This window comes from Saliniradius amylolyticus, from assembly GCF_003143555.1.
In the GTDB taxonomy this organism is placed as follows: domain Bacteria; phylum Pseudomonadota; class Gammaproteobacteria; order Enterobacterales; family Alteromonadaceae; genus Saliniradius; species Saliniradius amylolyticus.
Genome location: NZ_CP029347.1, coordinates 3086993 through 3111031, shown reverse-complemented (window position 1 = coordinate 3111031; position 24039 = coordinate 3086993). Strand labels below are relative to the sequence as shown.

Below are 24039 nucleotides of genomic sequence, written 5' to 3'. Positions count from 1 at the left end.
CGTTCTGAAGTGAGGTTCTCTTGTCTGATTCTGTTGTCGCGTCACATCCTAAAGCTATAACACCAGTCACGGTGCTGCGTGATTATTTCGGTTATTCCGAATTCCGCCGCGGCCAGCAGGAGGTGATCGACGCCGCTCTGCAAGGCCGTGACAGTCTGGTGCTGATGCCGACGGGTGGCGGTAAATCCCTGTGTTATCAGGTTCCGGCCCTGCTATTGGAGGGACTAACGGTGGTGGTGTCCCCTTTGATTTCCCTGATGAAGGATCAGGTGGATGCGCTCAGGGCGGCGGGCATACCGGCTGCGTACCTGACCAGCAGTCTGGATCGGCAGCAGCAACTTCAGGTCTTGGCCGGGGTTCAGGATGGCAAATACCGTCTGCTGTATGTGGCCCCTGAGCGGCTTTTACAACCGGAGTTTATCCAGCGTTTGCAAGGGCTTACTATCAGTCTGTTTGCCGTAGATGAAGCTCACTGTGTGTCCCATTGGGGCCATGACTTTCGACAGGACTACTGTCGACTGGGACAACTGAAAAACTTCTTTCCCTCGGTGCCGGTGATGGGGCTGACCGCCACCGCCGATCCGGCTACGCGCCACGATATTTTGCAGCAGCTTAGGCTGGAGCAGCCTTTTGTCTATCAGGGCAGTTTCGACCGGCCCAATATCCGCTATACCCAGGTGCAGAAATATCAGCCGCTGGATCTGATCGAGCGTTTTATTCGCCAGCAGGATGGCCCCGGAATTATCTACTGTAACAGCCGTAAGAAGGTGGATGATCTGGCCTTTAAGCTGGCTAACCGAGGCCTCAATTGCGCCGGTTACCACGCCGGGTTAGAGGGGCCGATACGGGAAAAAATCCAACGGGATTTTATTCAGGATAATATCGATGTGATGGTGGCCACCGTGGCCTTTGGCATGGGCATCAACAAGGCGAATGTGCGCTTTGTGGTGCATTACGACCTGCCACGCACTATCGAAGGCTATTATCAGGAAACCGGCCGGGCCGGTCGGGACGGTATGCCCGCCGAGGCATTGTTGCTATTCGATGAGAAGGACGTAAGTCGCATTAGGGACTGGATCGGCCAGACCGAAAACGAACAGCGTAAGGCCATTGAACTGCAGCGCTTCAATGCCATGGAGTCTTTTGCCGAGGCTCAGACCTGTCGCCGTCAGGTGTTGCTGAACTACTTTGGCGAATACAACGCCAATGCCTGCGGTAACTGCGATATTTGTCTGGACCCGCCTAAACGCTTCGAGGGCACCACGGCGGCCCAGAAAGTGTTATCTTGTATATACAGGCTAAATCAAGGGTTTAGCAGCCAATATGTGATCGATGTGCTCAGAGGTAAGAAGCTAAAACGCATTCAGGACAATGGGCACGATGCGTTGAGCACTTATGGCATTGGTAAGGACGAGCCTGATGCCTGGTGGCATAACATTATTAACCAGTTGATTCATCAGGGGTTGGTGCGGGTGGATATTACCCGTCATTCCATCCTGCAGCTGAATCAGGCCGCAGCCCAGGTGTTGAAAGGCGACAGTGCCCTGGAGTTAGCCGTACCGCGGTTGGATCTGAATTTGGGCCGCAAGCGTAAGCTGGATGAACGCAGCTATGACCGCAAGTTGTTCGCTATACTCAAACACCTGCGCAAGCGCATCGCCGAGCGTGACGAGGTGCCACCCTATGTGGTATTCAGCGATATGACCTTATCCCATATGGCCGAAGTGATGCCCCAGTCGCAACGGGAGATGCTGGGGATCAGCGGCGTGGGTCAGACTAAGCTGACTCGTTATGGCGATGAGTTCATTAACGCCATCAGAAATTATCTGAGTTAGACGTTACTGATCGCAGGGCGACAGGCTGGCATAATAGGCCGCCAAATTTTTCATGTCTTCTTCGCTTAATGGCTGGACCATCGGAGACATCACCATATTTTTGCGGCTGCCTTCCTTAAAAGCTTTAAGCTGCTGCAACAGGTACTGCTCTTTTTGACCGGCCAGATTGGGGTACATGGGAATCTGGGCGATGCCATTTTGGCCATGGCAAGCAACACAGGTCACTGATTTTTCCTTACCCGCTGCAATGTCACCCGCCCAACTGGGAGTGCTTAGCAATATTGCCATCACTAATAATGACTTTTTCATCCTGGTCTCCTGCTATTGATGTTTTTCTTGTTAGAGTATGCCTAAACCCTTCTGCTATGGATATGCAAATTGAGCCTGAGCGATGTCACGCTTTAACGCCACCGGAGGGTCAGTCTCTGAGTGTCATTCAGAACCAATGGCGGTGGCTATTAAAAGTGCGTTAAAACCCCTATGATGAACAACCTGATTCTGAAGATAAGGTCCGCTCTGCCTGGCAGTGGAGCAAAGGGCTAGCCAAACCATGCGGCAAATAAAAGTAAAGCACTGTGATACTCAGGCTCTGGAACTGGCGCTGCCCCAAGGTTTCGGTTCGGGCTGGCAAGAGGCCGTTCAGCGCTTGCTCAGCGACTTAGGGGCGGAAATAATGAGTTTTGACTGTGGTGTCGACCGTTGGCAATGGCAGTTTCGCTGGCAGGACACCGATTACGTATTGTTCGCCGAGCAGTTGGTAGAGGCGATCTGGATAGAAGCGGGTCGGGTGGTGACCGCCCCTGAGGATCTGGCAATGCTGCAGCAGGCTATACGGAGAATAAGACAGTGATGGGACGACTCGTAGGAGTAATTTTGTTGTTGCTGATGGTCAGCCCAGTGCTGGCCGGTCATGGCGTTGAGCCATTGGTCATCGAGTCCGGATTAGAGGGCGATGAAGTGCAACAGCATGTGCAATACCTGCGAGCCCATCGTTCAGCCCGACTGTCGGATGTGCGGCATAGTCAGCAGTGGCAGAAAGAATTGGACATCGCCCCCCTGACTCCTCAAGAGGCGTTATGGGGCCGTGTGGTGGTGCAGCGGTTAGGAGGCTCAGAGTCGCACTTCGCCTTTATGTTCGCGAATCCAACGGTGGATGAACTGGATTTATTGCTGCTCGATGAACAGCAGCGCATATTGCAAAATGTGGTTACCGGCGCCGAACGTCGTTTCGACAGCCGTGGGATCAGCCACCGGTTTTACATTCTGGCTCTGGATTTAGAGCCGGGAGACAAGCGAAGCCTGTATTTTCGCATTAAGGACGATGGCCCCCTGGTAGTGCCTCTGCGGCTGATCAGTTACTCAGACATGCTCACCCAAGGTCAGTTAAATTTAGCGCTAATCGGCCTTATCGGCGGTGCGCTCTTTATCATGACCTGTTACTTCCTGCTTAGCTATGTGGCGGTGCGCAGCTCGGTGCGTTTCTGGTTTTCGCTGTCTTCACTGAGCTTCTTGCTGCTGTTTCTGAATATTGAAGGGATACTGTCTCAACTGACCGGGGTTTCAACGTTTGTCGAGGATGTCAGTTTGCTGTTGGTGGCGGGAGCGTTATTCTCGTCGGCGAAAGTGGCCCATCTGATGCTAAAACAGGTTCCCCAGTACTGGCGCTTTATCTCGTACCTGATGGCCATCCTGTTGGTGGTCAATACTCTGCTGTTTAACGAATACTGGCAGTTGGTGTTTGCCATTGGTCTGGCTGGTGCGGCCATTGTTGTGCAATGGGGTGTAGCACTGGCGTATAGCAACCGTGAGGATGGTCGCCCCAATCTGTTTTATGCCATCGGCTGGTCGATGATCACCTTGATGGGCCTGGCGCAGACTTCTTTGTATGTCACTGGGCTGGCGTTAGAGCCACAAACCAGTCTTTACCTGACCTTGTTGTTGCTGTTGGGCTTATTGCTGATCGCTTTTGCAGTGGAAGAGCACGAGCGTGCTCAGCAACGCAGTCGTCATCAACAGCAGTCTGATACGATTCGGGATCTTCGGCGCTTTTACAACTTGTTTCGAAACTCGGCCGAAGGCCTCTATACATCGACGCTAAGCGGTAAGTTGGTCACTACTAACCCTGCTATGTGTAAGGTGTTTGGTTATGAAAATGAGCAGCAGATGCTGGCCGAATGTCAGACGACGGCGCAGTTTTACGCGCATGAGAAAGATCGTCTGGCGCTGGTGGAAGAGCTGCGGCAATCCGGCGTGGTGCTGGGCAAGGAAATCGAGGGTGTACGTCGGGATGGTTCCCATTTTTGGTTTTCGATTTCGGTACAATTGCGCCACGAGCACAATGAAGATTACCTGTTCGGCACGGTCTTCGACATCACCGAACGTAAGGAAACCAATCTCAGTCTGGAGTACATGGCGACCCATGACCCTCTGACGGGCGTCTTTAACCGCCGCGAGTTTGAGCGGCGGTTGCGCAGCGACCTGGATGAAGCGCGGGGTAAAGGCATGCCGCTGACGCTCATCTATATGGATTTGGACCAGTTTAAGGTCGTGAATGATACCTGCGGCCATAAAGCCGGAGACATCCTGATTAAGCAACTGTCCAACCAGCTCAACGATGTGGTGGAAGGGCATGGTCTGCTGGCGCGCCTGGGTGGCGATGAGTTTGGTGTCTTATTGGTGGGGGATGAAGCATCCGAAGATAGTGCTTACATACTGGCAAATCGTTTAATGACTGTGGTTCAGGAGTTTCGCTTCGTTTGGGAAGGGCGTATCTTCACCCTCGGAATCAGCCTTGGACTGGTGCCACACCATGAACAGATTCATACACCCGAACAATTATTGAGCATGGCCGACTCGGCGTGTTACATGGCTAAGGAGCAGGGGCGTAACCAGATCCACACCTACTCTCGCGAAGATGAGCAGATTCAGCGCTATGAGACCGAACTGCACTGGGTGTCCTTAATTAACGAGGCCCTTGAGGACGATAACTTCGAGCTTTTCTATCAGCATTATCATCCCTTAAATGACCTGGCGCATGGTCATTACTATGAGATCCTGCTGCGTATGAATACCAAAGAAGGGTTAGGTTCTCCAGCCAGCTTCCTGCCAGCAGCAGAGCGCTATAATCTTACGGCTCAGGTGGACCGCTGGGTCATTGAGCACTTCTTCCGTTGGTTGTCCGACAATCCTCAACATCTGGCTCATCTGGAGCGCGCCAATATTAATCTGAGCGGTCAGTCTCTGGGGGATAAAGAGCTGCGGTTGTTTGTGCTCAATGCCTTTGAAAAATATGGCATTCCTTATCGTAAGATATGCTTCGAGATCACCGAGAGCATGGCCATCATCAAGATGGACGAAACCCTGCAATTCATACGAACCTTCCGGAAGCTGGGCTGCACCTTTGCTCTGGATGATTTCGGCAGCGGTTTTTCCTCTTACGGTTATTTGAAAAACCTGCCGGTCAATTACGTTAAAATCGATGGTAGCTTCGTGAAGGATATGCTCACCGATAAAGTGGATATGGCGATGGTGCGCTCCATACAGGAGGTGGCTAAGGCGATGGATATGGAAACGGTGGCGGAGTTTGTTGAGACCAAGGACATCATGGCCGAACTGGGCAAGATGGGAGTGGATTATGCTCAGGGCTATGGCGTGGCTAAGCCCCGCTCTTTAAAGCAATTTGAGCCTCTGATTTATCCTAAGCAGTAAAAGTTACTGCAAAACGATCCATTTAACGGGATAATGGCGGCACTCTTGCGTCAGGTTCGCAGGAGCCTCATTATCCGCAACGACCTTTGTAATACGAGAACCATGACCGACGCCGATACCGCCTTTGATTATGTCAGCTCCGCCAAATTACCCACAAGGTTCGGAGAGTTCCGAATCCACGGATTTGTGGAAGAAGACAGTGGCCAGGAGCATGTGGCCCTGTCCTATGGTAACTGGACTGTTGATGACGAAGTCCTGATTCGCATTCATTCCGAGTGTTTGACCGGCGATGCGCTGTTCAGCACACGTTGTGACTGTGGTTTTCAGCTGGAAAAGGCGCTGCAGAATATCGTCGAGCATGGCTCGGGAGTATTGCTGTATCTTCGTCAGGAGGGCCGGGGGATTGGCCTGCTGAACAAGGTCCGGGCCTATCATCTGCAAGATAACGGCATGGACACGGTGGAAGCCAACGAACATCTGGGATTCGATGCCGATATGCGGGATTACCGTATTTGCCGGTTTATGTTGGAAACGCTGGGTGTTAAGCGGGTGTCGCTGATGACCAATAATCCGAGAAAGCGTCAGGCCCTGACCGATCTGGGTATTGATGTGGTCAAGCGCATTCCCATCGATCATGGTGTCACCGAGCATAATAAGGGCTATTTGCGCACTAAAACCGAAAAGTTAGGCCATGACTTTGACCCTCATTTGCTAAAATGATAAGTGTTACCTCAGGTTAACACCCTAGCCTGAGGAATGGGTGAAGGGATTCTCTGATGCAATGAGGAATGCCAATGCTCGAATTTGCCAAAGCCAATGTGTCCCTGCTCACTAAGGACCAACTCCTTAAAATCATCGAAGTTCAGTCGAGCATTATTGGCCAGCACCTTTCCAGCGACGATAGCCTGAACGCGATTACCCGGTTGGCCGAACAGCTGACTTTCGCCACCGGCGCCGTGGTTGAACTGGTTGACGGTGATGAGATGGTGTATCGCGCCGCCACCGGTATGGCCGCCAAAAATGTAGGGCTGCGCCTAAAGCGAGAGACCAGTCTCTCCGGACTCTGTGTGAAAGAGAATAAAGTACTCAACTGTGGCGATGCGATGAACGACCCCCGGGTGGACAAGGCCGCTTGTGAGAAAGTCGGCTTAAAGTCCATGTTGGTGGTGCCTATGGCACACCAAGACCAACTGCTGGGCGTGTTGAAAGTCTTCTCTAGTAAGACGAATGCCTTCGATGAAGTGGATATCCAGGTTCTGACGTTAGCCACAAAGATTATCAGCGCCGTTCTGGTGCAGAGCTCAGAATAATATAGTCATTGCCTGTGCGTACCCCCTGGTGAGCGTGCCCTTGCTCTAAGTGCACAAACAGATTGCCGACTGCTTCGATGGGGATACAATCATCAATATCCACTATTGCATCGGTGTGGGGTTTGTCCCATTCCTTTAACAGATGCTGTTTGCCCTTTGTCTTAGCGGCTTTAGCGTCCGTTGCTGGCATCAATAAAAACCGATGCTCTTCGCCGAAAATACCATCGCGATAACCGCCTAGATTAATAAAATACAGTTTAGGTTGTCCGGGGCCGGGCATGGCCGGACCTAAACTCACCTTATACTCATCTATACCGTCCACCGCCATCCAGGAGTCTATGTGGCAATGCTCAGGATCGCCAAACCACTGCTGGTGCAGCTGAGAGTAGGTGTCGGATAGAGTATCGCCGACGGCAAATACTACATCATGGACTTCGATCTTGGCTCTGGGGTGTTTACCGCCCAGCATGACAATAATAGCACGGATACTCAGGTTGATGGCTGAAAGAAGCGGGATTATAACAGCGCGTGACGATCAGCCTCCAGTGCTCCCCGCTTTGCCCGTCCACAGAGCCTGGGAACCGTAGGATAAGGCTCAGAGCGTTATCCAGAAGGATCATAAAAGCTGATGCAGTTCCCGTGCTTTTGTTTGGATAAATACATGGCCTGGTCTGCATGCCTTAAAATCGCCTCATGATCCGGGGTTTGATGGTTGAAGAGGCTTACACCTATGCTTGTGCTGACGGTGTATGGCTGATCGCCAAGTAAGAAAGGGCGGCTAAAGCAGTCGACCACCTTATTGGCCACCTCTTGCGCAATATTCTGCATCGTGCCGCGCTGAGAATGGTATGTGTCCAATAAAATAATGAACTCATCGCCGCCCATCCGGGCTATTGTGTCCGTCTCTCTCACGATGGCGGTTAATCTCTCCGCGAGCTGTTGAAGAAAGCTATCGCCAGCAGAGTGACCAAAAATATCGTTGATGGGTTTGAAGTCATCGACGTCCAGATAGAGCAGTCCGCAGTATTTCTTCAGGCGGCGGGCTTTTCGCATTGCTTGTGTTAATCGATCCAGTAATAGACGACGATTAGGTAACTGGCTGAGCTCATCATGATAAGCCAGTCGCTGAATCTCTTTTTTTATGTCTGTCTGATTCGTGATATCTATCGCCATCCAGACCACATGAGGACGGTCGGGATCCTCCTTAAGGTAAGCATTGATTGGCGCTGCCCGGCCTTCAAAGTGCTTAAGGCCATCGCGTGTCGGCAAGGTATACTCCAGATGCTGAGGCAGTCCTGAACTGATGGTACGCTCAATCACGCTCAAGATGGGTTTGCTAAGCTCATCGGGTAATACATCGGACAGCTTTTGCCCGATGACAGTATTGGGATCGGCTCCTTCATAAATCTTGTCGATGTTGCCAAACACATCAACGCAGTGTCCCTGTTTATCAAACACAAAGGCGATTTCCGTCATCACCTGTGAAAAAGCATGGAAGCGGTTATTGGCTTCCTGAATATGAGCCAGTAACTGCTGCTCCCTGCGCGATGTTTGGGAGCGCTCTATTGCAACACTGGCGATGGCATTGAACCGCTGTATGAGTTCTAGCTGACTATCATCTGGACCCCTTATGTCATCGTAATAAACAGCGAAACTGCCAAGAACGTGTTCAGAGGAAGATAGGATCGGCATCGACCAGCAAGATCGTAAACCGAATTGTAGAGCGATGTGCCGGTAGTCACGCCATAGAGGGTCGCTAACTATGTCTTTGACGAAAACTGGCTGTCTGCGATAGCAGGCTGTACCACAGGAGCCGGCAGCGGGACCGATTTGGGCGCCATCAATAGCATCGCAGTACGCCTTCGGGAGACTGGGCGCGCCACCTGTCCTGAGGCGGTCGCCGTCCAGTAACAATATCGAAGCCCTGGCCGAAGGAACCGGTAACAAAGACTCGATTAAACGGCAGAGGTCATTCAGAGTGTTGGGGAGTGCTTGGTTAAAGGCTATGGCTTCAAGCGCTTGTTGCTGAGCATCGAGAATTTGCTTGCAAAACTGGGCATCCATATTACAACTCTGGCTTTAAGTCTAACCTATTCCTATAGTCCTAAATCCGCTATTTAACAACTGCCAGGGTTATACAACCTGGCCAGCCACCCAGCCACTGCTCCACGCCCACTGAAAATTGTAGCCGCCCAACCAGCCAGTCACATCCATCACCTCACCAATAAAGTAAAGCCCCTTCTGTCTTCGGGCTTCCATGGTTTTGGAAGAGAGCTCATGGGTATCAACACCGCCTAAGGTGACTTCGGCAGTGCGATAGCCCTCGGTACCGTTGGGCGTAATGGACCAGTGCTCAAATTGCTCGGCAATTTGTGTCAGTGCGTTACCCTGGTACTGCTTGATAGGCTTGTTGTCGATGGCGAAATAAGTCAGCGCTGTCTGCACAAAGCGCTTAGGGTAGAGTTTTGCCAAAAGGGTACTGAGCTGGGCATCGGGCTGTTGTTGCCGTTGTTGTTCGAGAAACTCGGTCAGGCTATGTTCGGGACTGAGATTGAAGGTGACGGCTTGCCCCGGTTGCCAGTATGAGGACACCTGCAACACCGCCGGACCACTTAAGCCACGGTGGGTGAAGAGTAGATTCTCCCTGAAACCGGTGTGATTGGCTTCGGCGGTGCAATCCAGGCTGACACCACTGAGTTCGGCCAATGCCTGTTTGTCTTTCTCATGGAGGGTAAAGGGCACAAGGCCCGCACGAGTGGGAAGGACACTGAGCCCAAACTGCTCGGCGATCTGATAGCCCAGAGGTGTGGCACCGAGTTTCGGGATAGACAACCCTCCACTGGCGATCACCAGTGACTCGGCGCTAAACCGCCCCTGATTGGTTTCAATCTGATAACGATCATTGTCATAGCGCACTTGTTCAATACTGCACCGCTGGCGAAGCTCTACTCCTGACTTATCGCACTCGCTGAGCAACATGTTCAGGATATCTTTAGCGGAATTATCGCAGAAGAGCTGGCCGAGGGTCTTTTCGTGGTATGGGATTCCATAATCATTGACCAGACCGATGAAATCCCACTGTGTATACCGGCTCAAGGCCGATTTACAGAAGTGTGGATTGGCAGAAAGGTAATTTTCCGGGCTGGCGAACATATTGGTAAAGTTGCAGCGTCCGCCGCCAGACATCAGGATCTTACCGCCGATACGCTTGGCATGATCCAGTAAGGTCACCCGCCGCCCACGCTTGGCTGCCTCGGCGGCACAGAACAATCCGGCGGCTCCGGCGCCAATAATAATTACGTCTTTTGCTATCACATCAGCCTCATGGCGGCGTTAAAAACGGGCATTATATCAAATAACGATCACATCGGACTTGCCATCTGTTGAGTATGAACTATTATAACGCCCGAATTCACCGAATAAGGGTCACTATCATGGGTAAAAAATTAGGATTTGCGGCTGCGGCACTGTTGGCTGCTTCCGTTGCTATGCCAGCTTCAGCTGCTATTGAGGACGACCTGCAGAACATTTGTCTGATCGTTAAGAATAACGACAAATCCGAGCTTCGTAAGAAGATGCGTAACATCCGTCGCGAGTACAGCCTGCGAATGGGTGACTATTACACTGGCATCAAATGCTCAGACATGAGCCTGTTGCGTTATGCCATGACCAACGCCTCTCACGATGTGGGCGAGTACATTATTAAGGCAATGTCGCGCAGTGATTTGCAACAAAAAGAAGCCGATGGCCTGACTATCGAGCAGTGGGCAGACCAAAACGGTCACCTGAAAACGCCCATCGGTGTAGCGCTGATCGACCGTCTGAATACAGACTAAGTTTCATCGAAGCGATATGAAAAAAGGCGCTAAATCAGCGCCTTTTTTTGTGTCTATCCACTACTCACTGAGTAATTTAAGCATGGTGTCGGCATCACTGACCTCAAATTTGCCCGGTGCCTCCACGTTCAGGTGTTTCACCTCACCGTTCTCCACCAGCATGGAATAGCGCTGTGAGCGCACGCCACCAAAAGAACCGGTGTCCATATCCAGACCCAGTGCTTTGGTAAAGCTGGCATCACCATCGGCGGCCATGGTAATAGCGTCGGCGTTTTGCTGCTCGCCCCAGGCATTCAAGACAAAGATGTCGTTGGTGGAGACGCAAATAATGTCATCCACACCTTTAGCCTTAATGTCATCGGCTTTGACCACATAGCCGGGTAAGTGGGTGTTGGAGCAGGTGGGTGTAAAGGCACCTGGCACCGCAAAAAGCACCACTTTCTTATTGGAGAACAGCTGTTCTGTTTTTAGCGTCTGATTGTCATCATTACGACGCACGGTCAGCTCGGCGGCGGGAATCTTATCACCTTGTTTAATCATGTTTACTCCTTGGTCCGTTGTATCAACGTTAAGATAACATCTCTGTCTACTAGGATAGTGGCTATCTGGGTCAATTACGATTGGCAATAAGATAAATATCAAACCGATTGGCCTTACCCTTCATTTCCACATCCGGCTTCTCACCGGCCAGATAAGGCGCCCCGGTGGGCCGCTTGACCACGACTCGTTGGCTGGCCAGCTGCAAGGCGGGATGGAGCAAGGCATCGGCGTCCTCGTCCGGACCTAACAGTTGTTGGAACAGGCGCATTTCTTTTTTCACCAGCGCCGACTTCTTGCGATGGGGAAACATGGGGTCCAGATAGACAACGTCGAAGGCCCGTTTCGTCTTTTGGAAAATCTCGAACGCACTCGTTGGAATTAATGTCAGTCGTCCTGGCAGCCAGGTGGCTAATTCGGGTTGTTCGCAGGCGCGCTTCAGGCCATCATCCAATAAGGCCGCCACCTCAGGGGTGCGTTCCAGCATGGTGACGGTGCAGCCTAAGGAAGCCAGTAGAAAACCATCCCGGCCAAGGCCTGCGGTGGCATCCAGTACGCTGGGCCGGGCGTTGCCCTTCAGACCTACTGCCCGGGCCAGGCTCTCTTTTTTGCCACCGCCATGCTGGCGTCGCCATTGCATCTGTTCGCTGGCAAAGTTCACCCGTACAGCGCCCATTTTAGCGTCATCCAGTGTTTTCAACGCCAGACCTTGCGCATCCAGCCACAGTACCAAACCAGAATCTGCATTCTTATTAACAGGAAGACTCCATCGCTCGGCGAGCTGTGTCGCCTGTTGAGTGAGCGCGGGGTCCAGATAACACAATGGTATGGTCATCAGGCGTGTCCGTAGTTTTCGCGATAGGGCAGCCAGCGGTTGATCATGGCCTGGGCATGGGCCGGGTGGGATTGCCATAGCCGTTGTGCCAACTCTTGCACCTGGGGAATCAAATGGGCGTCGCGTACCAAGTCGGCGATCTTCAAATTGGCCAGCCCGGTTTGGCGCGTTCCCAGGAGCTCTCCCGGGCCGCGGATTTCCAAGTCCTGCTGGGCGATGTAAAAACCATCGTTGCTTTGGCGCAGCACGCCCAGCCGCATACTGGCGGTCTTGGACAGCGGCGCCTGATACATCAACACGCAGTGGCTCTCTACAGCGCCTCGCCCCACCCGGCCTCGTAACTGATGCAGCTGAGCCAGCCCCAGACGCTCCGGATTTTCAATCACCATCAAGCTGGCATTGGGCACATCCACCCCAACTTCTATGACCGTCGTGGCCACCAATAAATCCAGCTCATTATCCTTAAAGGCCTGCATAATCTGTTGTTTTTCAGCGGCTTTCAGGCGGCCATGAACTAATCCTACCGACAACTCTGGCAACGCCTGTTTTAGGATCTCGGCGGTGTCCTCGGCGGCCTGACACTGAAGCACATCGGACTCTTCAATCAGGGTACAAACCCAATACACCTGTCGCCGCTCATTCTGGCAGGCCTGGCGAACCCGCTCGATCACTTCTTCGCGGCGGGTATCGGGTATGGCGACGGTCTTCACCGGTGTACGCCCTGGAGGCAACTCGTCAATGATCGAGATGTCGAGATCCGCATAGGCGGTCATTGCCAGAGTTCGGGGAATGGGTGTGGCGGTCATAATCAGCTGATGAGGCGCGGATTGGCTGTTCTGGCCCTTTTCTCTTAGCGCCAGACGCTGGTGGACTCCAAAGCGGTGCTGCTCGTCGATGATCACCAGCGCCAGCTTGCTAAAGGCCACGTCATCCTGAAACAAGGCATGGGTGCCAACAACAAACTGACACTCGCCACCGGCGAGTTGTTCGAGGAGTTTCTGCCTGGCTTTGCCTTTAAGCTTACCGCCCAGCCAGCCCACGGTGATCCCCAGGGGCGTCAGCCACTGGGCGAAGTTATTGGCGTGTTGTTCGGCCAACAGCTCCGTGGGGGCCATCATGGCCACCTGATAACCATTGCCAATGGCGCTGAGCGCTGCCATGGCCGCTACCAGGGTTTTACCGGAGCCGACATCACCCTGCACCAATCGCATCATGGGATGAGGCTTGGCAAAGTCGGCCTGGATCTCCTGATACACCCGCTGCTGTGCGCCAGTCGGGGAAAACGGCAAGCGAGTGAGGAGTTCACTCAGGAGACTGGGAGACTCAGTCAGCGAATAGGCATCGAACTGTCCCGTGGTCTGACGCAGCTTTAACACGCTCAGATGATGGGCCAGCAACTCTTCCAGAATCAAGCGCTTTTGCGCCGGGTGTAGGCCATTTTCCAATTGTTCCAGGCTGACATCGGCCCCGGGCCGGTGCACCAGATGCAGTGCCTGGGCCAGAGTCATCTGTTGATCATAAAAGCCGTCAGGAAGTAGCTCCGCTAAGGCCCCCTTATCCAGCATCTTCAGCGCCTGCTCGCTTAGGTTGCGAAGGCTGATTTGTTTCAGGCCCTCTGTGGTGGGATAAACGGGGGTATAGCTGTCATCCAGTGCGGCAGTGTCGTTGTCCGTCAGCATCCGGTATTCCGGGTGGGCCATTTCCAGCCCGTGCCGTCCCCGGCGCACTTCGCCGAAGCAGCGCAGACGTGCGCCGGGCACAAAACTGTTTTTTTGCGCTGCGCCAAAATGGAAGAAGCGTAAGGTTAGGGTGCCACTGCCGTCGGAGACCCGTACTACCAACATCCGGCGGCGGCCAAACTGAATGTCGGCCTGCATGACCTCGGCTTCCACACTGGCATGAATGCCGGGCAGCAAGTCAGATACCGGGTAGATACGGGTTCGGTCTTCGTAGCGCAGCGGCAGGTGGAACAGCACATCCTGCACCGTCGCTAGCCCCAGCTTGGCCAGCTTTTCTGCTACCTTACTGCCCACGCCTTTTAACGCGGTTACCGGGGTTTGCGCCAGTGCTTGCTGCATTCCTTAGTCTTGCTCGAGTGCCTCTTTGGCCGCATGATACATCAATTGCGGTGAAACCCGCACTTTGTAGTTGGGATTGACGTACTGGAATCGGATAAGACCCTGTGTATCGATGATATAGGCCGCAGGGACCGGTAATACGATGCGGTTATCGCTCGGAAGTGTGGCAAATACATTGCCCTTAGCCTCGCGATAGCGCTGGGCAGTTTTATCGTCCAGGAAGAACGCCAGTCCGAAGGCGCGGATCACATCCAGGTCGTGATCGGACAGCAGGGTGGCACCGTACCCGGTGTCAAAGGACTGCTGTCTGAGCCGCTCGGGCGTTTCTGGCGATACGGCCAGGATTTGATAACCCAGATCGGCGATTTGCTGTTCCACCTTGGCAAACTCGGCCAGTTGGGCATTACAGTAAGGGCACCATCCACCGCGATAAAAAAGTATTACCGTAGGTTTTTGTTGCACAACGTCGCGCAGGCTGACTTCCGCTCCGGTCAGGGTTGTGAGGTTGGCATCGGGGACGGTCTGGCCGTTAAGCAGCGGCGAAACGTGCTCCGGGGCTACAGCAACCTGACTCCGGTCAAAGGAAAAACTATGAGAGCTGAACGCCAGGGTGGCACAAAAGAGTACTGATATGATTAAACGCATGGTGGTTCCTTAGTTATGAGTGCCTGCTTCAGACCGGGACGCTGCCTCAGTTATTTCATCACCCGGGGGATTGCATCCTTTGCCACCACTGGGTGTCGGCTTCCACATCGCCTTGTTCGTTGATGGCCGGATAAGGCAGACCTTTCTGGCGGCAGCGTTCGGTAAGCTGAGGGTGACCGCCTTCAAATAAGATCCGCTGGCATTCGGTTTCATCCAGGCGGGGATGATCATAGAGACCGGCCTTCTCCCGCTGACGTTGCGCTTCGTAGAGGATGAGAGCAGAGGCTACCGAGACATTCAGTGATTGCACCATGCCCAGCATCGGAATCACGATTTCCTGGTCGGCCAGGGCGATGGCCTGTTCGGTCGCGCCGTATTTTTCCTGCCCAAAGATAATGCCGGTGGGGCGGGTGTAGTCGATTTCGCGAAAATCGCAGGCCTCGTCGGACAGATGGGTTACCAGAACCTGCATATCCTGAGCGCGCATGGCATTGACGGCATCGTCTATCCGCTCATGGCCTTGCACTCTTACCCAGTTTTGCGCTCCCACCGAGGTACCCCGACGTATGCGTTCATTGCGGGGCCAGACTACGTGAGCGTAGTGCACGCCGACAGCATCACAATTGCGGATCATGGCCGATAGGTTATGGGTTTTATGCACCTCTTCCAGGCAGATGGTGAGATCTGGCTGTCGCTTAGCCAGCATCTCACGCATGCGCTGGTAACGCTGTGGGGTCATAGCGTTATTCCGGCAACTCCATCATACCGTCGATTTCAATTTGGGCGCCTTTGGGCAATTCCTTAACGCCAATAGCCGCCCGGGCTGGGAAAGGCTGTTTAAAATACTGGACCATAATGTCGTTAACGGTGGCGAAATTGCCCAGATCGGTCATATAGATGTTGACCTTGGTAAGGTCGTCCGTCGTGCCGCCTGCCGCTTCACAAACGGCCTGGACATTACGAAACACCTGTTGGGCCTGTTCGGTGAAATCCTCGGAAACCATTTCCATGGTCTCGGGGACCAGAGGGATCTGACCGGACAGATAAACCGTGGTGCCGGCCTTCACCGCCTGGCTATAGGGACCAATAGCGGCAGGTGCCTTGTCAGTATGGATAACAGACTTAGACATAAGAGCTTATTCCTTACACATGTTGTTTGGATTGACTGTGACGAGAGACCTTGTGCACCTCTGGCATGGCGCGAATGCGTCGCATGATGTTGGCCAGATGGATGCGGTCAGTAGTGGTCAATTCCAGGTCGATAAAATAAAGGCTGCCTTCTTTTTCTTCGGTTTGTAAGCCGACGATGTCGGATTCGCTGGCAGCAATGGTGCTGGTGAGTTTCGCCAGGGTGCCCTGACGGTTCATCAGTTCGATACGCAGTGAGGCCTTAAATTCACCCTGCACTTCGTCCTGCCAGTGCATGGGCAGGACGCGGTGTGGTTCTTCTCTGCTGAGCTTGCGAATATTACGACAACCGCCCTGGTGAATGGTCATGCCCTTACCCGGGCTGAGAACCGCGATGATCTCGTCGCCAGGAATGGGGTGACAGCAGCGGCCGTAGCCAACCAACAAGCCTTCGGTACCCTTGATAGCTACTTGCTTACGGGATGCTTCGGTGGCTTTGGACTCGGTGTCGCCGAGCAGACGACGCGCGACAATGGCACTCAATTCATTGCCAAGGCCAATATCGGCCAGTAATTCTGAGAAGTCGTCGTGCTTAGTTTCCGCCACTACGCGGTCAATGTCGGCCTGAGGAATTTCATCGAGTTTAACGTGACCCAGAGCATGACGCAGCAGGCGGTTGCCCATGTTAATGGCTTCCTGAGAGCGCTGTTTTTTCAGGTATTGGCGAATATAGGAACGGGCCTTGGCGCTGACAACAAAGTTGAGCCAGCTGGCGTTAGGTTTGGCTCGCGGAGAGGTAATGATTTCTACCGACTGGCCGTTTTCCAGCGGCTTGTTGAGCGAGTAAGTGCGTCGGTCTACCCGAACCCCCACGCAGGCGTTGCCCACATCGGAATGTACCGCATAGGCAAAATCCACCGGTGTTGCCCCCATCGGCAGCTCAATAATACGTCCATCGGGGGTAAAAACGTAGATTTCGTCCGGGAACAGGTCGGTTTTGACGTTTTCAATAAACTCCACCGAGGTGCTGGCGCTTTGTTGCAGCTCCAGCAGTGACTGCATCCATTTTCTGGCCCGGACCTGGGCTGTGTTGCCCTTACTGTCGTCCGGTTGTTTATACAACCAGTGAGCGGCTACGCCTTTATCGGCCATCTGGTCCATTTCGTCGGTGCGGATCTGGATCTCCACCGGGATACCGTGCATGCCTACCAGTGAGGTATGCAGGGACTGGTAACCATTGGTACGCGGGATCGCCACATAGTCTTTGAAGCGGCCCTCGATAGGCTTATACAGGCCGTGCATGGCCCCCAGGGCCCGGTAACAGGCGTCCACATCTTTAACGATCAGGCGAAAGGCATAGATGTCCATCACTTCGTTGAACATCAGCTCTTTATTGCGCATCTTGCGGTAGATGGAATAGAGGTGTTTCTCCCGGCCCAGGACTTCCGCCACAATGCCGTTATCCTGCAGGCGGTTCTCGATTTCCTGGCGGGTGTTTTCGATCACTTCCTTACGATTGCCCCGGGCCTGCCGCACGGCGGACTTCAGTGCCCGGTAGCGCATCGGATACATGGCCTGAAAGCCGAGATCTTCCAGCTCGTTTTTAATGTCATGTATACCCAGGCGGTGGGCGATGGGGGCATAGATCTCAAGGGTTTCGCGGGCGATACGGCGACGCTTATCGGGCCTCAATGCGCCCAGAGTTCGCATATTGTGGGTGCGGTCGGCCAGCTTAATCAGGATCACGCGAATGTCCTGAGTCATGGCCATGACCATCTTGCGAAAGTTTTCCGCCTGGGCTTCTTTCTTGCTGCGAAACTGGATCTTATCCAGTTTGCTGACCCCTTCCACCAAATCGGCTACTGTGTCGCCGAACTTATCGGCCAGATCCGGCTTATCCAGCTCGGTGTCTTCGATAACATCGTGCAGCAGTGCTGCCATCAGGGTTTCATGGTCCAGCCGCATATCGGCCAGAATGCCGGCCACGGCCACAGGGTGGGTAATGTATGGGTCGCCACTGGAGCGCATCTGTCCGTCGTGTGCATCCCGCGCCACCACAAAGGCCTGTTGGACCTCAGCGACCTGGTCCTGCGGAAGAAATGCGCTGACTTTCTGTTTCAGACCTTCGAATAGATACACAAACGGCTTAAAACTTAATGGTATTTACCACCTAGAATAAGGCGAAATGGGGGCGTTGCCAACGGCTGGCGTGCCAGCCGCCGTGTTTATTCCTGATCGGACACGATATTGGCGATGGACTGGTACTCAGCCTGTTCCTGTTGCTCTTTCTCACGAGCCGCTTCGGCGTCCATGGTTTCGGCGGTGACCAGCTCTTGCTCCAGCTCGCGCAGGGCGATGACTGTGGGCTTGTCATTTTCGGTTTCTACCAGTGGGTCTTTGCCTTCGATGGCGATCTGTCGCGCACGACGTGCCGCAACCAGAACCAAATCGAAACGGTTGCCAACTTTATCTACTGCATCTTCAACGGTTACGCGAGCCATACACAATCTCCATGGGCGTGGTTATCAAAAAAGGGCACATAGTTTAATCAGTTTTACCGGCTTTGGGAAGATCTGGCGAGGATCTTTCAGCCGCCTAACAAGGCTTCAAACAGGGTGCGGTGACGCTGACGCTGTTGATGACCGCGCAGCCGCTGACCAAAGACAATATGTTCGATATCTTTTAAAGCGGTGTCGAAGTCGTCATTGACGACGATATAATCGAACTCGTCGTAGTGGGAAATTTCGGCTTTGGCTTTGGTCATGCGCTGTTCGATGACCTCATCAGAGTCTTGCTGTCGGTTCTTAAGGCGCTCACGCAATGCCTCAGCTGATGGCGGCGCAATAAAAATGGTGGCAGTATCCGGTCGCTGAGCTTTTACCTGTCTGGCGCCCTGCCAGTCGATATCTAAAAGTACATCTTTGCCCTGCTCAAGCGTCTGATCAATGGCGGCTTTGGACGTGCCATAATAATTATCAAACACCTTTGCCCACTCGAAGAAGTCTCCGCGTTCGATCATGGCTTCAAATTCGGCCTTGCTGACAAAGTGATAGTGTTCGCCGTCTACCTCGCCGGGCCGGGGGGCACGAGTGGTGTGACTGACCGATGGGCACAAGTCGCCGTGGTGATGCTTGGTTAGCAAAGCGCGAATCAAACTGGATTTTCCGGCCCCCGAGGGTGCCGCAAGGATAAATAGGTTGCCGGTGATCTGCGTCATGGTTTTTACGTGTAGCCCCAAAGCCGCAATGTTAGCATAATTGGCAGAATGATTTTCAAGTACGGCTTATGGCCGCAACAGAACTGAGGTACTCATGCAGGAACTGCTTCCTTATGTGGATGTAAATCCCGATAAACCCCACGATGCGGTGGTGGTATGGCTTCATGGTTTGGGCGATTCGGGCAACGGCTTTGCTCCCATCGTCCCTGAACTCAAGCTGCCTACGTCGATGTCGGTGCGCTTTGTGTTTCCTCATGCGCCGGTGCGCCCGGTGACCATTAATAATGGTATGCCCATGCGAGCCTGGTATGACATCAAGTCTCTGGACTTTAATCAGCGCGCTGACAGTCAGGGTGTACGCGAATCGGCGCAGCAGGTGAAACAGCTGATCGAGACCGAAATCGAGCAAGGCATCGACTCCAAACGGGTCATTCTGGCCGGCTTCTCTCAGGGCGGCGTCATTGCCTACCATCTGGGACTGCGGTTTGACCAGCCTTTAGGCGGTATATTGGCATTATCGACTTATCTCACCGAAGTTCCGACTCTCGACGATGAAGCCAGCGAAGCCAATAAAAGCACGCCGATCTTCACCGCCCATGGGCTCTATGATGAAGTGATTCCCTGTGCGTTAGGTAAGACTGGGGCTGACAAGCTCAGCGAACTTGGCTATGCCGTGCAGTGGCAGGACTACCCCATGCAGCACAATGTTTGCGCTGATGAAATTCAGGCCATCTCGGCCTGGCTTCAGCAGCGACTGGCCTGATGGGCCTGTGTTATATTGACCAGAGATTAAGAGCTTACCAACGGACGTATCATGACCGATAGAACTATCCGCATCGCTACCCGCAAAAGTGCCCTGGCCCTTTGGCAGGCCGAATACGTACAGCAAGCCTTAGAGCGGGCCCACCCGGGACTTAATGTGGAACTCGTGCCGATGAGTACTCAGGGCGATCGGATTCTGGATACGCCCCTGGCCAAGATCGGTGGTAAGGGCTTATTTATCAAAGAGCTGGAGGTCGCCATGCTCGAAGGTCGGGCCGATATTGCGGTGCATTCGATGAAGGACGTACCGGTGGCCTTCCCGGACGAATTTGGTCTGCATGCGATCTGTGAGCGCGAAGACCCGCGCGATGCCTTTGTATCCAATGATTTTGCCTGTTTGAACGATCTCCCTGCGGGCAGCGTGGTGGGGACGTCTAGCTTAAGGCGACAGTGCCAGTTGAAGGCGCACTTTCCCGAATTGATCGTTAAAGATTTGCGCGGCAATGTGAATACCCGGCTGGCTAAACTGGATGAGGGCCAGTACCACGCCATTATCCTGGCCTCGGCGGGCCTTATCCGGTTAGGCATGGCGGATCGCATTCGCGACTTTATCGCGCCGGAAGATTCCCTGCCCGCGGTGGGACAGGGCGCGGTGGGCATTGAGTGTCGTAATGACGACAGTGAACTGATTGAACTGCTCAAACCCCTTAACCACCACGATACAGCGACGCGGGTGCGGGCTGAAAGAGCCATGAACCAGCGACTGGAAGGAGGATGCCAGGTGCCTATTGGCAGTTTTGCCCTGTTGGAGGGAGAGGAACTGTGGCTGCGGGGGCTTGTGGGTGAGCCGGATGGCAGTCAGATGCTGACAGCCGAGCGACGCGGCCCACGCCAACAAGCGGCCCGGCTGGGCGTTGAGGTGGCCGAGGACCTGCTTAATCAGGGTGCTGGCGCAATTCTAGAGCGGCTTTATGAGTAAGTTACCGGAATTTTTGCTGCTGCGCCCTGAGGCCAAGTGCCAGCGCAGTGTCGAAGCTATGAAGTCGGCAGGTCTGAACGTCGTGGGCTTACCGCTGATCACGACTGAACCGGCAGACGAGCAGTTGCAGGCGTTGTCATCCTGTATGAACACGCTGGAATCGCCGGTGATCCTGATCCTGACCAGTACCGAGGCGGTGCGATACGCCGAATCCCTGTTGGCAGACCGGGACTGGAATCAGGATGTGGTGCTGGCGGTAGGCCAGAGCACGGCCAAGGCGCTGCAAGACCTGGGCATTGACGCTACCCATCCCGAGCCGCAAACCTCGGAAGGCTTACTGGCTCTGCCGGAGTTGAGCCAGTTGGAGGGCAAGCCGGTGCTGTTGTTAAAAGGCGAAGGCGGCCGACAATTGCTGGCTGAGACCCTTGAGCAACGAGGCGCTGAGCTAACCAGCTTTGATCTCTATCGGCGTAAGCCGAATCCCGAAGCAGAGCCAAGCGATAAGTGGCAAAAAGACCAGATTCGATGCATTATTGCTACCAGTGGCGAACTGATCGATGCTGCTTTTGAGCGTTTCGACGCATCCTGGCTGGCCAGGCTGCACTGGATTGTGGTCAGCGAGCGGTTAGCCAATCAATTACAACAGCGTGGTGTTAATTCTGTAACCGTCAGTGACAACGCCACCGACGATGCCCTGACAGGCGCGGCAACAGCATATTTGGAGTCTGAGTTCATGGCCGAAGAACACACCTCAACCCCTGAGACCCAACCCGAACAGACTCAGCCTGTGGCTGAACCGTTTCACCGCGAGGAACCCACCACCAAAAGCAGCAGCTTGGGTGGCTGGCTGCTGGGCATACTGAATATTGTACTGCTTGGGGCTCTGGGAGCGGCCGCATTCTTTGGCTGGCAGTTCTGGCAACAGTGGCAGGATGAAAAGGCACAGCTGCTGTCTCAGGTAGAAAAGCAGGTAACGCGACAGCAGCAACAGCAAGGGCGCCTGGTGAATCAGCAGGTAGAGCAGCTAAAACAGCGTCTGGATAACCAGGGGCAAGACTGGCAGCAGCAAGCCGGTGAGGTTGAAGAGCAGCTTGAGCAACTGAAGTCTTCGGTGCAGACCCATGACCGCTATTTAGAAGAAGTGGTCGGCCGCCGCCCCAATGACTGGATTCTGGCCGAGGCCGATTACCTGGTAAACATTGCCGGGCGTAAATTATGGCTGGAGCATGATGTAAAAACGGCCGTCACCATGCTGGCCGCCGCAGATCAACGTTTGGCACAGCTGGATGATGCCAGCCTGATCCCCATTCGTGAGAAGCTGGCCGAAGATATTCAGCAGCTGCAACAGCTTAACAACCAGTCTCTGACCGAGGTGGCCTTAAAGCTGGGCGCCTTGGTGAAATCGGTGCAGGATTTACCCTTGGATCAGGTGGTATTGCCGGACCCGGTCGATACTTCCGTTCAGGCCGAGGTAACCAGCTCGATCAGCGATTGGCGGGATAATCTGGCCAAAAGCTGGCACGCCTTTGTGGACGACTTTATTACCGTGCGCCGTCGTACCGAGCAGGTCAAACCCTTGCTGGATAATCAGCAGCAGTGGCTGGTGCGGGAACAACTGCGCCTGGTGCTGTTAAAGGCCCAGCAGGCGGCACTACAGGAGCAACAGGCCCTGTACCATCAGGCGCTGGCCGATGGTCGCCAGTTGGTGGAAGAGAATTTTGCCATGCAGGCACCGGCTGTCGACGGGTTCTTAACCCAGTTGATTGAATTGCAGCAAGTATCGCTGGAACGCCGCTACCCGGAATCTCTCAAGGCCGATAAGCCCCTGACCGAGTTATTGGAGCAGCGGGTTAAGCGAGTCTTTAAGGGGCTGGAATCATGATCCGGGCGTTATTACTGGGCGCATTATTACTGGCCGGACTGGTGGTGGGTCCGGCGCTTTTAGGGCATCAAGGGTATGTCCTGATAGCGCTGGAACACTGGACAGTGGAGATGAGCGTAATCGCGCTGAGCATCATACTGATCGGCGGCATCATCGGCTTTTTATTACTGGAATGGCTGGTGCACCGACTGCTGTGGCTGGTAACCGGCTCCAAACGTTGGCTGGGAGGGCTGTCCAGTCGCCGCCGTAAGAAGGCGTTCACCCTTGGGCTGGTGGCGATGGACGAAGCCAATTTCGCCGAGGCAGAAAAGCAGTTGGCTAAGGCGCAAAGCGACCAGTTCAGTGGCGTTAACCTGCTCGCCGAGGCTCAGGTGGCTGTGCGTCGTGGGGACTGGGACAAAGCCGAGTCGTTGTGGCAGCAAGCCTGTGAGTATAAGGCCTCAGAGCTGGCGGCCAGGCTACATTTGGTCGAGCGGCAATTGCAGCTGAAAAAGCCCGATACGGCTCTGGAGCAGTTGCAACAGTTGCCGGAAAAGCACCATTCACACCCCAAGGTAGCCAGACTCTGGTGTCAGGCGCTGGCCGAGGCCGGGCGCTGGCAGGAGTTAGAGCAGCAGCTTAGATCCTGGAAGAAGCAACTGGGTTTGCAGGAATATCAGTCCTGGGCTCAACTGGCGGCCGAAGGGATGTTTGCCGAGCTGGCCAGCAAAGAAGGCGCACACTCGCTGCAACAACGCTGGCAAGCCTTGTCGCGTGCTAAGCGCCAGGATGTGGCCTTTCAGGCGGCGTACATTGACCAGCTGATGGCTCAGGGCTTGCACCAACAGGCAGAGCAGCTATTGGTGGAGTTCCAGAAGAAAGGCCCTCAACCGGCCCTATTGCCGTTGTACCGGCAACTGCGTCTGAGCAATCCGGTCAACGCATTAAAGCAACTGGAAAGCTGGCTCAAACAGGACGACAGCAATGCTGAGTTGCTCTCGGTGCTGGGCGGCGTAGCCATGCGCTCCGGCGATCTGGCGCTGGCTGACCGGGCCTTGGGTAAGGCGTTAACCTTGCGTGATGATCCGCAGGATATGCGGTTATTGGCCGAGGTGAAAGAGCGTCTGCAGCAACCTCAACAAGCGCTCGAACTGTATAAAGCCAGTCTCGACGGTTAAGTCGCAGCCCCAATACCCCGGGGCTGCCTGATTGCCTTGCTCACTCTCATAAAAGTGCTGCTCCCTCCCTACAGGCAAAGCCTGACCGGGGGCAGGCCGCCAATATTTTTTTAAAACACCCCATCCCGAC

Annotated in this window: 23 protein-coding genes; 10 read left to right on the top strand and 13 right to left on the bottom strand. The window is 54.0% G+C overall.

Features of this window, described 5'->3' with window-relative positions:
- The first annotated feature begins 20 nt into the window (after window positions 1-20).
- A complete protein-coding gene (gene recQ / locus HMF8227_RS14475; RefSeq protein ID WP_109340864.1) occupies window positions 21-1835 on the top strand; it encodes a DNA helicase RecQ in 1815 nt (604 codons plus the stop codon).
- A 3-nt stretch (window positions 1836-1838) separates the two neighbouring features.
- Here the strand turns inward: recQ and HMF8227_RS14470 are convergent, their stop codons facing one another.
- A complete protein-coding gene (locus HMF8227_RS14470) occupies window positions 1839-2144 on the bottom strand; it encodes a c-type cytochrome (protein WP_109340863.1) in 306 nt (101 codons plus the stop codon).
- 241 nt (window positions 2145-2385) lie between these two features.
- On the opposite strand from HMF8227_RS14470, the gene HMF8227_RS14465 reads away from it, so the two are divergent.
- The 4 genes from HMF8227_RS14465 (at window position 2386) to HMF8227_RS14450 (ending at window position 6853) form a co-directional block, all read left to right on the top strand.
- Window positions 2386-2685 carry a DUF3630 family protein gene (locus HMF8227_RS14465; protein ID WP_109340862.1) on the top strand — a complete coding sequence of 100 codons (300 nt, stop codon included), beginning with the start codon at window positions 2386-2388 and terminating at the stop codon, window positions 2683-2685.
- Window positions 2685-5543, top strand: a complete 2859-nt coding sequence (locus HMF8227_RS14460) for an EAL domain-containing protein (protein ID WP_109340861.1) — start codon at window positions 2685-2687, stop codon at window positions 5541-5543. Before HMF8227_RS14465 ends, HMF8227_RS14460 begins: the two co-directional genes overlap by 1 nt.
- A gap of 102 nt (window positions 5544-5645) precedes the next feature.
- On the top strand, window positions 5646-6263 hold the full coding sequence (gene ribA, locus HMF8227_RS14455) for a GTP cyclohydrolase II (RefSeq protein WP_109340860.1): 618 nt from the start codon (window positions 5646-5648) through the stop codon (window positions 6261-6263).
- Between the two features lie 74 nt (window positions 6264-6337).
- Window positions 6338-6853, top strand: coding sequence for a GAF domain-containing protein (locus HMF8227_RS14450; protein ID WP_162558620.1), 516 nt, complete (start codon window positions 6338-6340; stop codon window positions 6851-6853).
- Here the strand turns inward: HMF8227_RS14450 and HMF8227_RS14445 are convergent.
- The 3 genes from HMF8227_RS14445 to HMF8227_RS14435 all read right to left on the bottom strand — a co-directional run bounded on the left by HMF8227_RS14445 (window position 6822) and on the right by HMF8227_RS14435 (window position 10168).
- Complete coding sequence (locus HMF8227_RS14445) at window positions 6822-7322, bottom strand: DUF1543 domain-containing protein (protein WP_109340858.1); 501 nt, start codon at window positions 7320-7322, stop codon at window positions 6822-6824. The two genes, HMF8227_RS14450 and HMF8227_RS14445, sit on opposite strands and share 32 nt — an antisense overlap.
- A 134-nt stretch (window positions 7323-7456) precedes the next feature.
- Window positions 7457-8917: a diguanylate cyclase domain-containing protein gene (locus HMF8227_RS14440; protein WP_109340857.1), complete on the bottom strand. Its 1461-nt coding sequence runs from the start codon at window positions 8915-8917 to the stop codon at window positions 7457-7459.
- Window positions 8918-8986: 69 nt separating this feature from the next.
- Entirely contained in the window at window positions 8987-10168 is a 1182-nt protein-coding gene (locus HMF8227_RS14435) for a BaiN/RdsA family NAD(P)/FAD-dependent oxidoreductase (RefSeq protein WP_109340856.1), read from the bottom strand.
- Window positions 10169-10287: 119 nt separating this feature from the next.
- Here HMF8227_RS14435 and HMF8227_RS14430 point away from each other — a divergent pair, with 119 nt between their 5' ends.
- Window positions 10288-10689 carry a DUF3718 domain-containing protein gene (locus tag HMF8227_RS14430; RefSeq protein ID WP_162558619.1) on the top strand — a complete coding sequence of 134 codons (402 nt, stop codon included), beginning with the start codon at window positions 10288-10290 and terminating at the stop codon, window positions 10687-10689.
- 60 nt (window positions 10690-10749) lie between these two features.
- On the opposite strand, the gene HMF8227_RS14425 is transcribed toward HMF8227_RS14430, so the two are convergent.
- The 9 genes from HMF8227_RS14425 to gmk form a co-directional block, all read right to left on the bottom strand.
- Complete coding sequence (locus HMF8227_RS14425; protein ID WP_109340854.1) at window positions 10750-11229, bottom strand: peroxiredoxin; 480 nt, start codon at window positions 11227-11229, stop codon at window positions 10750-10752.
- Between the two features lie 70 nt (window positions 11230-11299).
- On the bottom strand, window positions 11300-12061 hold the full coding sequence (locus HMF8227_RS14420; RefSeq protein WP_204101066.1) for a class I SAM-dependent methyltransferase: 762 nt from the start codon (window positions 12059-12061) through the stop codon (window positions 11300-11302).
- On the bottom strand, window positions 12061-14139 hold the full coding sequence (recG, locus tag HMF8227_RS14415; protein WP_109340852.1) for an ATP-dependent DNA helicase RecG: 2079 nt from the start codon (window positions 14137-14139) through the stop codon (window positions 12061-12063). Before recG ends, HMF8227_RS14420 begins: the two co-directional genes overlap by 1 nt.
- Window positions 14140-14142: 3 nt before the next feature.
- Window positions 14143-14784 (bottom strand): peroxiredoxin-like family protein, encoded by a 642-nt coding sequence (locus tag HMF8227_RS14410; RefSeq protein WP_109340851.1) that lies wholly within the window; start codon window positions 14782-14784, stop codon window positions 14143-14145.
- Between the two features lie 58 nt (window positions 14785-14842).
- Window positions 14843-15523: a tRNA (guanosine(18)-2'-O)-methyltransferase TrmH gene (gene trmH / locus HMF8227_RS14405; protein ID WP_109340850.1), complete on the bottom strand. Its 681-nt coding sequence runs from the start codon at window positions 15521-15523 to the stop codon at window positions 14843-14845.
- Between the two features lie 4 nt (window positions 15524-15527).
- Window positions 15528-15914 carry a RidA family protein gene (locus HMF8227_RS14400; RefSeq protein ID WP_109340849.1) on the bottom strand — a complete coding sequence of 129 codons (387 nt, stop codon included), beginning with the start codon at window positions 15912-15914 and terminating at the stop codon, window positions 15528-15530.
- A gap of 13 nt (window positions 15915-15927) precedes the next feature.
- Window positions 15928-18051: a bifunctional GTP diphosphokinase/guanosine-3',5'-bis pyrophosphate 3'-pyrophosphohydrolase gene (gene spoT / locus HMF8227_RS14395; protein WP_109340848.1), complete on the bottom strand. Its 2124-nt coding sequence runs from the start codon at window positions 18049-18051 to the stop codon at window positions 15928-15930.
- An 86-nt stretch (window positions 18052-18137) separates the two neighbouring features.
- Window positions 18138-18413 carry a DNA-directed RNA polymerase subunit omega gene (gene rpoZ / locus HMF8227_RS14390; RefSeq protein ID WP_109340847.1) on the bottom strand — a complete coding sequence of 92 codons (276 nt, stop codon included), beginning with the start codon at window positions 18411-18413 and terminating at the stop codon, window positions 18138-18140.
- Window positions 18414-18499: 86 nt separating this feature from the next.
- Window positions 18500-19129, bottom strand: a complete 630-nt coding sequence (gene gmk, locus HMF8227_RS14385) for a guanylate kinase (protein ID WP_109340846.1) — start codon at window positions 19127-19129, stop codon at window positions 18500-18502.
- Between the two features lie 94 nt (window positions 19130-19223).
- On the opposite strand from gmk, the gene HMF8227_RS14380 reads away from it, so the two are divergent.
- From HMF8227_RS14380 to HMF8227_RS14365, 4 genes are read left to right on the top strand one after another with little or no spacing between them, the layout of a single operon-like run.
- Window positions 19224-19892 carry an alpha/beta hydrolase gene (locus HMF8227_RS14380; protein WP_109340845.1) on the top strand — a complete coding sequence of 223 codons (669 nt, stop codon included), beginning with the start codon at window positions 19224-19226 and terminating at the stop codon, window positions 19890-19892.
- Between the two features lie 51 nt (window positions 19893-19943).
- Window positions 19944-20870 carry a hydroxymethylbilane synthase gene (gene hemC, locus HMF8227_RS14375; RefSeq protein ID WP_109340844.1) on the top strand — a complete coding sequence of 309 codons (927 nt, stop codon included), beginning with the start codon at window positions 19944-19946 and terminating at the stop codon, window positions 20868-20870.
- Window positions 20863-22752, top strand: a complete 1890-nt coding sequence (locus HMF8227_RS14370; RefSeq protein ID WP_109340843.1) for a uroporphyrinogen-III C-methyltransferase — start codon at window positions 20863-20865, stop codon at window positions 22750-22752. Before hemC ends, HMF8227_RS14370 begins: the two co-directional genes overlap by 8 nt.
- Complete coding sequence (locus tag HMF8227_RS14365; RefSeq protein WP_109340842.1) at window positions 22749-23909, top strand: heme biosynthesis HemY N-terminal domain-containing protein; 1161 nt, start codon at window positions 22749-22751, stop codon at window positions 23907-23909. Before HMF8227_RS14370 ends, HMF8227_RS14365 begins: the two co-directional genes overlap by 4 nt.
- The last annotated feature ends 130 nt before the right edge of the window (window positions 23910-24039 follow it).